11 protein-coding genes and 1 tRNA gene are annotated in these 11354 nt (G+C 43.3%); 3 read left to right on the plus strand and 9 right to left on the minus strand.

The window, feature by feature from the left end:
* Positions 1–299: 299 nt before the first annotated feature.
* From LLF92_06335 to LLF92_06370, 8 genes are all read right to left on the minus strand, one after another.
* Positions 300–371 (minus strand) — tRNA-Ile (locus LLF92_06335).
* A gap of 45 nt (positions 372–416) precedes the next feature.
* The gene (locus LLF92_06340) at positions 417–851 is read right to left on the minus strand and encodes a hypothetical protein (GenBank protein ID MCE5340731.1); all 435 of its coding nucleotides are present in this window, start codon (positions 849–851) and stop codon (positions 417–419) included.
* A gap of 12 nt (positions 852–863) precedes the next feature.
* Positions 864–2174, minus strand: a complete 1311-nt coding sequence (locus LLF92_06345; GenBank protein ID MCE5340732.1) for a phenylacetate--CoA ligase — start codon at positions 2172–2174, stop codon at positions 864–866.
* Positions 2174–2605: an ACT domain-containing protein gene (locus LLF92_06350; GenBank protein ID MCE5340733.1), complete on the minus strand. Its 432-nt coding sequence runs from the start codon at positions 2603–2605 to the stop codon at positions 2174–2176. Before LLF92_06350 ends, LLF92_06345 begins: the two co-directional genes overlap by 1 nt.
* Before the next feature lie 11 nt (positions 2606–2616).
* Complete coding sequence (locus LLF92_06355) at positions 2617–3918, minus strand: phenylacetate--CoA ligase (GenBank protein MCE5340734.1); 1302 nt, start codon at positions 3916–3918, stop codon at positions 2617–2619.
* Positions 3919–4029: 111 nt separating this feature from the next.
* Positions 4030–5589, minus strand: coding sequence for an alginate export family protein (locus tag LLF92_06360; GenBank protein ID MCE5340735.1), 1560 nt, complete (start codon positions 5587–5589; stop codon positions 4030–4032).
* Positions 5590–5641: 52 nt separating this feature from the next.
* Positions 5642–7459 carry a sodium:solute symporter family protein gene (locus LLF92_06365; GenBank protein MCE5340736.1) on the minus strand — a complete coding sequence of 606 codons (1818 nt, stop codon included), beginning with the start codon at positions 7457–7459 and terminating at the stop codon, positions 5642–5644.
* 57 nt (positions 7460–7516) lie between these two features.
* Entirely contained in the window at positions 7517–7687 is a 171-nt protein-coding gene (locus LLF92_06370) for a hypothetical protein (protein MCE5340737.1), read from the minus strand.
* Positions 7688–7927: 240 nt separating this feature from the next.
* Here LLF92_06370 and LLF92_06375 point away from each other — a divergent pair, with 240 nt between their 5' ends.
* Entirely contained in the window at positions 7928–8329 is a 402-nt protein-coding gene (locus LLF92_06375) for a hypothetical protein (protein MCE5340738.1), read from the plus strand.
* 42 nt (positions 8330–8371) lie between these two features.
* Here the strand turns inward: LLF92_06375 and LLF92_06380 are convergent, their stop codons facing one another.
* Complete coding sequence (locus LLF92_06380; GenBank protein MCE5340739.1) at positions 8372–9070, minus strand: isoprenylcysteine carboxylmethyltransferase family protein; 699 nt, start codon at positions 9068–9070, stop codon at positions 8372–8374.
* Between the two features lie 69 nt (positions 9071–9139).
* Here LLF92_06380 and LLF92_06385 point away from each other — a divergent pair, with 69 nt between their 5' ends.
* Both LLF92_06385 and efp read left to right on the plus strand, forming a co-directional pair.
* The gene (locus LLF92_06385; GenBank protein MCE5340740.1) at positions 9140–10690 is read left to right on the plus strand and encodes a hypothetical protein; all 1551 of its coding nucleotides are present in this window, start codon (positions 9140–9142) and stop codon (positions 10688–10690) included.
* Positions 10691–10769: 79 nt separating this feature from the next.
* Positions 10770–11327: an elongation factor P gene (gene efp / locus LLF92_06390; GenBank protein ID MCE5340741.1), complete on the plus strand. Its 558-nt coding sequence runs from the start codon at positions 10770–10772 to the stop codon at positions 11325–11327.
* Positions 11328–11354 lie beyond the last annotated feature (27 nt).

Here is an 11354-nt window from a genome sequence, read left to right on the forward strand (position 1 = left end):
GAAGAGTTGATTCAGGTCTTGAAAGTTCAGTATCAAAAATCGGTAAAAATGGAAAAAGTCAGGTACTCAATCAGTTCACAGCTTTTCTTTTAACTACGAGTTGCACATATTAAAAACGCCCGATAATAATGTGCGAAGAATATTGTACGTTATCAACCAGCATTAGACTGTCTTTTGACTGCTCATATAAAAAAACTGGACGTTTTCTGGACGCTGGGAGATGTTTTTATGATATATATTGAGATTTAAGAAATGAGATTAAAGACAATAAGCGATTATTTATAAATGACTTATATTATTGGGCCTGCAAGGATTCGAACCTTGGACCAATGGATTATGAGTCCACTGCTCTACCGCTGAGCTACAAGCCCTAAAGAGTTGTGCGAGTTTACAATCTGACGGACATTTTTGCAAGACTAAAGATTATAAAGCTGACTGTCATTCAGAACCTCAAAACCGGCTTTTGCAACAACCTCATCGGCATTACTCTGCGCATAGTTCTCAATTTCCAAGACACAAATACCCATCTGGCTCGGCTGCAAAACAAAACCATGAGCGTCAATTATATTAATATTGCTCTTTGAAAGCGCACTTAGCAATTTATGCAAATTGCCCGGCTTGTCTGGCACAGAAACCGCCAATACATCTTTTAACGCACAGGCACACCCCAAATCTGCCAAAGACAAATACGCCTCCTGCGGCTTGTCAACAATCAATTTCATCAGGCCGTAATCTGTTCGGTCCTGAATAGCGAAAGCTTTTATATCAATGCCCGCTTTCTGAAGGTTTTCAGTTATCACTTCAAGCCTGCCCGGCCTGTTCTCTACAAAAATATGAAGTTGTTTTGCCATATTGGTACTCCTTTACAATTTCTCACGAGTATCTACTACGCGAACTGCTTTCCCTTCCGAAATGGGTAATGAGCCTTGTTCGTGCAGTTCAATTGCCGGTTTAATTGTTATTGAAGCTTTTAAATCATCGCCAATTTTAGATTTCAATGCCTCTATTTGTTTCGCTTCGCCAAGGAACATCTTGGGATATAATTCAACTTTCACAACCAGTCTGTCAAGAGCGCCATGTTTCTCAACAAGAATTAAATAATTCGTTCCTACTTCCGGAATCTTCATTATCACTTCTTCAATCTGCGATGGGAACACATTAACGCCGTTGATAATCAGCATATCATCCGACCGGCCCAAAATTCGAGACATCCTGCGATGGGTTCTGCCGCATTTACACGGTTCGGTATGCAGATATGCAAGGTCACGAGTTCGATAACGCATCAGCGGCATCGCGGTTCGAATCAGATTTGTCAATACAACTTCGCCCTGCTCGCCGTCCTTAACAAGTTCACCTGTCTTGGGATTTATAATTTCAACTATGTAGGAATCTTCCCAAAAATGTAAATCACATTTATACTGACACTCAAACGCAATGCCCGGCCCGTTCATTTCGCTCAAGCCGTAGGAATTATAAGCATCAATACCGTAAAGCTCTTCGAGTTTTTTGCGTGTGTTTTCTGAATGCGGTTCTGCTCCGATGAATGCTTTTCTCAAAGCCAAATCGCTGCGTGCGATTCCAAATTCAGCAAGCTTGGAATGAATGTGCAGCAAATAACTTGGCGTAACGTGAAGTACAGTGGTTTTAAAATCCTTCATTAACTGTACTTGTCTTTTCGTATTGCCGCTGGCGGCTGGAATAACCATCATACCGACCCGCTCGGCTCCGTAATGCATACACAATCCGCCGGTAAACAGCCCGTAGCTCATCATATTTTGCAGAACATCAGTTTTATCCGCGCCGGTACAAGTTATACTCCTTGCCACCAGGTCTGTGGCGTTGTCAAGGTCTTTAGCTGTAAGATAAATCACAGTCGGAATTCCGGTAGTGCCGCTTGACGTGTGAATTCTGACAACTTCGCTTGTATCGACTGCGAGCAGGCCTTTGGGATAACTTTGACGCAGGTCGTCTTTCATTGTAAAAGGAATTCGGCGAAGGTCGTCAAGACTTTTCACATCATCCGGCGATTTGATACCAACCGCAGGAAGACGTTTTGAATAAAACGGCGTCTTTAAAGCCGCTGCGATTATATTCTTAAGCCTCTCAAGCTGAATCTGTTTGATTCTGTCTCTGGTTGCTGTTTCTACTTCTTTGTTCCAAAATTTTATTTCCATCAAAGCTCTCTTACCCCCTGGGCTCCAACGATTTTAATATTATGCTTTTTAAGGATTTGCGCCGCTTTATCAACATCATCAAAGCGGAAAACCATCAGCGCCTTATCCGAAGATTTTTCCATAAAGCCATACATATACTCAATATTTACATCTTCATCCGCAAGCACTTTCAAAATGTCCGCCAAACCGCCGGGCTTGTCTTCCACTTCTACCGCGATAACATCGGTGATTCTCGCGACGATGCCGGCATCCTTTAAAACTTCAACCGCGACGTCCGGATTATTTACCACAATTCGCAGAATGCCGAAAGATTCTGTTTCCGCCACATTCAGCGCGCGAATGTTCACATCTTTTTTACCCAGCAAAGAACAAACATCGTAGAGTCTTCCTTTGCGGTTTTCCAAAAATATAGATATCTGTTTTATTTTCATAATACACCCTTTTACATTTGGCGTTTATCAATAACTCTTTTTGCCTTGCCCATACTTCTTTCGATAGTTTTGGGTTCGACGAGCGTAACTTTTGCACTAATTGACAATACAGCACTGATTTCCTTATGGATTTTTCGTTTCAGCTCTTCAAGCTTTTTCACTTCATCGCTGAACGTCTTACTGTCAACTTCCACAAGCACTTCAACTTCATCAAGCTGATGCTGCTGACGGTCAACTACAATTTGATAATTCGGAGATGTCCCGTCAATACCAAGCAGAACGTGTTCAATTTGAGATGGAAATACATTTATGCCGCGAACAACAATCATATCATCGGTTCTGCCTTTAATCTTGCTGATGCGAGGAGATGTTCTGCCGCATTTGCATTTTTCGTAAGTCATACTTACAACATCTCTGGTTCTGTATCTAATCAGCGGAATCGCCTGCTTTGTCAGTGTTGTAATAACTAATTCGCCATCTTCACCTTCGGCGACAGGTTCGCCAGTATCGGCATTTATAATTTCAGGATAAAATACATCACTGAAAACGTGCAGACCATTTTTGTGCGGACATTCCTGCGCAACACCCGGCCCGATAATTTCCGAAAGACCATAAACATCCGTAGCGAGCATATTCCACGCGGCTTCGATTTCGCCACGCATTTTTTCGCTCCACGGCTCTGCGCCGAATACGCCGACTTTCCAGTTACCCTTCGTCGGGTCGATGCCCAATTCCTTGGCCTCTTCAGCCATATATAAAGCGTAACTTGGTGTACAGGTAATCAGTTTGGGCTTAAAATCCTGCATAATCTTCAACTGCCGAGCGGTGTTTCCGGAAGACATCGGAATAATTCTGCACCCAAGCGTCAAAGCGCCATAATGAACGCCCAAGCCGCCGGTAAATAAACCATAACCGTAAGCGTTTTGCACTGTATCACCCGGCTCGGCTCCCGCACAGGCCAAACAGCGAGCCATAACCTCGCCCCAAAGAGCAAGATCGTCTTTTGTATAACCGACAAGAGTTGGATTGCCTGTCGTGCCGCTTGAGACGTGAATTTCCTTAACATCCTTCTGGTCTGCGCTGAACAAACCATAAGGATAGTTGTCGCGCATATCGATTTTTGTAGTAAACGGAAGTCTTTTTATATCGTCAATCGAACGAATATCGTCCGGTGTTATCCCCGCTCTGTCAAATTTGTCTTTATAGACCTTGCACTTGCTGTAAACCAATGCTGCTAATTTTTTAAGTCTTTCCGATTGCAGCCGCTTAATTTCCGCAAGCTGCATACATTCGAACGCTTCATTCCAAATCATCGCTATAGCCTTCTGCTTAAACCTAAAACCATATTGTACCAAATTTTATGATTTATTCAATAAAAAAAGCCCGGCAAAAATACCGGGCTTGGAAGTGCATAGCAATCAGCATTAGAATGTATATTCAATGTTTACTCTTGTCCACAGGGCCGGATCTCTACTGCCTTGGCTATAGTAGTTTCCCGGCACGAAATATTCTACAACAAAGTGTCCTTTTAAATTTTTTGTTAATTGATACTTGAGCCACCACGTTGCCAACTGTCCTCTGAATTTTCCTGAATTTGAAAATGCGATTGAGTTGGCATGCGGCCTGTTCTTTTCTGTATTTTCATCCGCCCAGAGCAGATGATAATCAGTACTCATTGTAACATTTTCCGTCAAATTCATACTGTGTCCGAAATTCAGCCTGTAGAGGTTTGTCGTCTCGGCGATCATAGTTTCGTTGATATAGGAATAGATATAAAGTTCGCTCCATTGCGGCCATTCGCCCCACATTGGGTCAAAAGCCGTATCCTTGCCATTGTCTGGATCATCGCCGGAAAGATATTCAAATGTACCGTGCAGAACATTTTTCTTGGGGTCGTTGAAATGATAATCAATCCTGTGGACAGTACCAAACGCCTGCATTCTTTCTTGATTGCCCGATAAAGTATGGGTTGCAGAGTTTACAGTACCTTCTTTTTCGCCAAATTGCACAGCGCCTTCAGATCTGAATTTCCAATGTTCACTGCCAAACATTGGGCCGCTCAATGCACCGCCGATAGTGTATATTTCAGCTTTCCTGCTCCAGTTGGCAGAAAAATCGCGAGGCCTTGCGTCAACAGGATTATCATTTCTATAGATGAAGTAAGCTTCTTTTTGCAGGTTTGGATTAGACTTGTCGGTCAAATACAATATTACACCCTGCTCATCCTGCTCGGTTGTATGTTTGTTTATATCGTGAAAAGGTCTTAGCCAGGCATCTTCGTCCGCTCTGTTAAAGACATAAATCATATCAAGTGTTGTATCTCTGTTGGGTATTTCATAAGTAAATCGCAGAGCATCAAAAAATCCGGTTCTCGAACCATCGAGAGGAGTGCCTTCGGCTATCAGCCAGCCTTTACCGAGAACAATATCCTGCCGACCAGCAACCATTGTCAAAGGCAAATCGAACAGATTACGCACCGTCAGGTTGAAATGATCCCACATGATTTCTTCATATTGAAAATTCTTGTCTTTATTATCAGGTTCGTCCCAGTTTCTAAACTCCCATGTCCACCTGATATTGAAATCAACATCATCAGAAAGTTTTGTCTTTGTCCACATCCTGAATCTATTTCGAGTATAATGATATGTCCTTTGCGCATCGTTATTGAGACTATCAATATTCGGAGAGTAAACATAACGCCATCTCACATCTGCTCCCATACTTAACCATGGAGTCGGATTATGGAACCAATCTCTGAACTTATCAAAGCCGGACTTGTTCGCCGAAGACGCTGTTTCTGTCGCAACAGCAGCCGTTGAAGCAGCAGGTGCAGTTGCTGCCGCAGGTGCCGGAGATGCCGTTGGTGCGGGCGTCGCAGACTTAGGCGGAGTGTTGGGCGTTGAAAATAATGATTCGGCTTTTACAATTGAAACGAGAAATGTCGCCGTGATAAGAACCGCTAAAAGTGTCAATCTTTTCTTCATGTTTTTCTCCGTAAAAACAGGCTCTTGAATATTTCATCTGAAATCGTTTATTTTATTTAGAAAAGCATTTATCCAATAATTCTTTTTTCGGCGTTTTCGTCATAAAAGCAATAATAATTGCCACAAGAATCGATATTGGCAGCGCAACAATCAGCGGGTCAACCACCGGCCAGTTAGGGAAACCCGAAAGAATACTGGTTTTGCCGTCAGTAAATTTCTGAACAATTCCAATGTCTCCCGCTTCCTGTGCCTTTACGAAAATCAGCCAAAATGATGTTGCCACAAAGCCTGTTATCATCGAAGCGATAGCAGCCGCTTTCGTCATACGCTTGAAGAATAACCCGCCTAACAGTGCTGGCAAAAAGGTTGACGCGCATAATCCGAAGAAAATAGCTGTCGCCCTGGCGATAATAATCGGGCTTTTTTGAGCAAAGTAGCTCAACACTACCGCTATCACAATTCCCAATACTATACCGCACCTTGTGATGCCCATCGTTCCGCCGGCGTGCTTGGGATTAAGCTGTTCGTAAACATCTCTGCCTATCCCCGTGCCCATCGTATGAAACTGGCTCGAAAGCGTACTCATAGCCGCAGACAGCAGCGTCAGCAAAAAGATAACACCAAACCATTTCGGCATCGCAGACGTTACATACAGCGGTATAATTTGCCCTACGTTGCCGCCTGCATACACAACCGAGATGCTTTTGCCTTTGAGAACAGCGACATCCTTACTTTCGATTATTATCGCACCGGCAGTTTCACCTGTCAGTCTGACAGGAGCCAATTTACCCTCGACATCAAGCCAGGCACCGCTTTGGTCTTTATTCATCACCTGAATTACAGCCATATTCTTTTCAGCGTCCAATACTTTTACAACGCGTCCGCTGATGTCTGCACCGTATTTATTGAAATAGGCATTGGACAAAGACCCCACAATAAAAGCAACGCCTGTCATCAAAAGAATAAAAACGCCGCCAACTGGTACAGCTCTGTTCAATTCCCTTTTGCTTTTTACCGTCATAAACCGAACGACCAACTGCGGCTGCGCCAGCACACCAATACCAACGCCCATCGTTATCGTAGATATAACCGTCCACCACAAATCATATTTCTTATCGCCGAAGCCAAACAACGGCATCGCCGTCCAGCCCTGATGCCCAATTTCTCTAAGTTTGCCCGGCACAAGTGAAGCCATATCTGTAAGAGCCTGATGACCCGCTGTCATGCCTCCGAGTTTTATGTATGTCCAGACAAGCAAAATGCCCATCCCGATAAACATAATCGCGCCCTGAAGAGCATCTGTGTACATTACGCCTTTAAGTCCGCCCATAATCACATAAGCAGCCGTAATAACACTGAAAACCAGCAATGCAACATTATAATCAATGCCAAGCTGCGTAGATAAAAACTCACTGCCGCCAATCAAAACCGCCGAAGAATACAACGGCATAAATACAAAGATTAAAACTCCCGCGAAAACCTGAATGAATTTACTGTCAAACCTTCTGCCCAAAAGTTCCGGAAACGTGTGAGCGTCGAGTGCGTGTCCCATTCTTCTTGCCGGGCCGCCGATAAACACGAACGCTATAAAGATGCCGACAAATATGTTTAAAAATGTCAGCCATAAAACGCTGAAACCGAATAAACCCGCAGCGCCGCCGAAACCGACAATCGCCGAAGTTGAAATAAACGTCGCGCCGTAGCTCAACGCCATAATGACCGGATGCGCTTTCCTGCCGGCAACAAGATAATCCGTTGCGCTTTTTGTACCCCGATAGCCGAGCCATCCGAGATACACGACAACAAGCAAGTAAACTACAACTGCCAATATTGAACCAACCCCAACCGTATTCGCCAATTCCAGATTCATAATTTAAATCTCCATGATTATTTATTCAGATGTGAAATGCGATTTGCAATACTGATATCAAAGTTTTTCTTCAACTTTGTCTTCTTCGGCTGCCCAGTGTTTGTCTTCAGCTTTGATTTCCGTAGCGCCCTTGTTCCAGGCAAAAATGCCATACACCACACACAACACCGCACTCAAGATACATAAAACGAAAACTAATGAAACCCATTTATCCTGTATCCCTAACATATCAGTCTCCATAAAAAAAACATATCAACCAACATCGTAACAAATGGTCAACATAATATTAGATTGTCGGTTATTTAACACTAAAATCTGTACTTTTTTTAACGATTTAATAACAAAACGTTTCAACTGCGTTTTTGGCACTGAAAACGCGGTTTTTAAAGACATTTTTTGAAATGACAGACCTTTCTAAATCAGAGAAAACCTGTTGAATTTGAGATTTCATAAAGATACAATTCTTTTATGAGAGTGAAACTATTACAAGTATTTCTTTTTTGTGCGGCCTTTGGTTGGGCAATCAGTATCTTTGGAATTTTCCTTCCATGGCAATCAGCCGTATTTCAATTAAAAGGTTTAGGACTAACCGAATTACCTCAAGACCCGATGCTGAATTACTGGCTGCGAATGACAGCGGGGGCTTTTACTGCTATTGGCATTTTCATTTTCATCGTCGGCTTGAACCCCAAACGCTTCTGCCCTGCTGTTCCATTGATTAGTATTTTTCTTATTTGCGAAGGATTAATTCTGCTTGTATATGGTTTAAAATTGAAACTCGAACCGGTCCCCTTTTATGTCGACACCGCATTCTGTCTTGTTACAGGTTTGGGAATTTGGTTCCTAAGAAAAGAGGCAAAAAATGAGTGAGATTTCGCCCAGAAAAGACAAACTCAATTGGGGTAAATAATTTTACCAGATTCTTGGAATCAAACGGTAACGCACTTTCTGCGTGTACTCAATATACCCCGCCAATTCATTTCGCAGCATTTTGTCCTCGAGATATGTCCTGACAATAATTGTAATCACCGCCAGACCTGCCGGAATCAGTCCCCAAAGCGAGCCGAGAGTCAAAGCCTGACTCGGCAGCCAAAACAGAACACCCAAATAGCCGGGATGTCGAACAAAGCTATAAGGCCACTGCTGCACAACATATTGCCCCCTGTCGGTTTGAATGCGCACTCTGCTGGAGAAAAAATTATTTGTGAACATCGCCCAGATAATAAACGAATACGAAATATACATCACCGCATTACTAATCACATAAACAATTACCGGAAAATTCGACGACCAGCCGAATCGACCAGCGTCAAGAGACGAAAGAGCAATTACGGCCATACACAGTAAAGTAAAAATCCTGAAAATTATTCTGTCCCACGATTTAACACCCGGCCCCGGATTAAGACGTTCACTTACAAGGTCTTTTCTATAGATATATTGACCGGTCGTCAGAATCGCAACCACACTGTAAAACACAGCAAACACCCAGCCCTGCCAATACGTAATCCTCCCCGCGAAAATAAAAATCATCGCAATGGTAGTCAAAAACGTGATTAGAGTTTTGAACAACAAGGATTGTGTCGAAATCTCTCTGTTTTGTAAATTTCCCATCTTGCAAAATATTATAAAAAAAATCGGAAAAAAGTCCAGCAAATATGTTATAATAACTGACGGCGGAATATGTATCAGACAGTTAAATATCTTGTTTTGAATTTTTTCCTCACAATTTCAGTCGGCAGCGTCGCTGCTGATTGCAGCGATTTTGAAATTGACGGTACGTACGAAGCATCGTGGGACATACCATTAATATATTTTCTGTTTAAACACGCACCGGAAGAGCCGCCGCTTCTGTACGAAGATGAGTTTCTGCCTAATTACGGTTATCTGGATACGGGCGCTTCGGGGATATTAATGTCGCGTTTGACCGTAGATCTTATGAGGATTACAACTGACGCAAATGCGGTGTTTGTCGATACGGGAGTTGCAGGTGATGAATTCTTCGATGTGTCCGAATCTTTATATATCGGAACAGCCGACTTCGACAGCGAGGACATTGAAAATCCGGATATTTATCGTCTTACCGGCCCGTGGAGATTTCAGGTCAGCGTTGAGGATTCCGAATCTCCGATAGATGTTCTTGGAATTCCTATAATGGCAGGAAAAACGGCAATTATTACTCCGGTAAAAGATTTTGAAGGTGACAGGTTTTCTACCTCCGCGGATATAAAGGACTCGAATGACGCAAATATTCCTGCAACCGATTTTCAGGTCGCTCTGCGTTTTGAAAAATATATCAATCCGTCAAATCCCGAAAACATCCTGCCTTTGCCTGCGATGGCGTATAATCCTGTGATAGATAATATCACTGTCGAGTATAATGGTGTCAGTTCTACAGGCAGCTTTCTATTCGATACCGGCGGACAAGTAAGTATCATCTCGGTTTTGCAGGGAATGAGTCTTGGACTGGTCGATGCCGATGGCGAGCCGGTAGTACCGGCAGCTTTTTATGTTGAGATAGCCGGTATCGGCGGAGGAGCAACCCTGCCGGGCTTTACGCTGGGCAGATTGTCTGTTCCGACGCTTAACGGTTTTAATCTCGTTTATCTAAACGCGCGAGTCTGCGTGCATGACATTGGCATTCTCGATGAGGATAGCGGCGAATTTATTATTCTTGATGGGGTATTTGGTGATAATTTTACCTGCTCCTCAATGGATACGAATTCGGCGGAATTGGATATGAGCTCAACACCGTTTGACCATATAGTAATCGATACGCAAAGAGGCTTGCTGGGTTTCGATGTCAATTCCACTTATTCTCTGCCAGTGTGCAGGTACACGGATTTGAAAATAGACTGCATTGTTGACATAAATGATTTATCAATTTTAAGTCAAAATTGGCTTAGAGCGGATTGCAATAACATCAACGGTTTTTGTCAGGGTACCGACATCGACAAAGACGGCAGAGTAAATTCGGGCGATTATGCGATTTTTGCGGATGACTGGCAAAGCAGAAAATGCCAATATGCATGCGGAAGCGAAAGCAATCCAAGACCAACAGCGGATTTAACCGGCGATTGTCGGGTGGATTTCGACGATTTGCAAATTGTCGCTGAAGAATGGCTCAAAACCTGCGATTGGCTGAACTTTAGATGCCGCGGCGCGGACTTGGAAAACGATGGCATAATAAACTTCAAAGATTTCAACCGGATTATCAACCAGTGGTATCAATAATCAAAATTTTCTTGACTTTTGGATACCAAAAAGAGTATATTCCCCCATCTTTAAATTTGGTTAAATTCAGGAAATTACAGTGAAAGCAAGTGAATTAAGGCCCGGAATGGGCGTCGTGATGGACGGTAAACTTTGTATTTGTGCTAAATCGGTACATGTTACGCCGGGCAATCTGCGTGCATTCGTACAGGCTAAGCTTCGCGGCGTTAAAGACGGCGTTATGTTTGAAAAGCGTCTCCGCTCAACCGAAGACCTTGAGCAGGCATTTCTCGACAGACGTGAAATGCAATATTTGTATTCCGACCAGACCGGCCTGGTACTAATGGATAATATTTCGTATGACCAATTCACTGTTCCGCTCGAAATGGTTGAAGACGTGGTTAAATTCCTGAAGCCTGATACAAGTGTTACCGCTCTTCTCCACAATGAAATTGTAGTTTCGCTTGAACTGCCGAACGTTGTCGAGTTGAAAGTTGTGGACACTGCACCGCAGCCCAAAGGCGCAACCGCTACTAATCAATTGAAAGACGCCGAACTGGAAACAGGCCTGCATACTCGCGTACCGCCGTTTATTGAGGTTGGCGAAATTATTCGTGTCAGCACTGAAGATGGCTCGTATTTAACAAGAGCAAAATAGTAAACGTTACAACGTCATTGCGACCGG

This window comes from Planctomycetaceae bacterium (assembly GCA_021371795.1).
GTDB lineage: Bacteria > Planctomycetota > Phycisphaerae > Sedimentisphaerales > UBA12454 > UBA12454.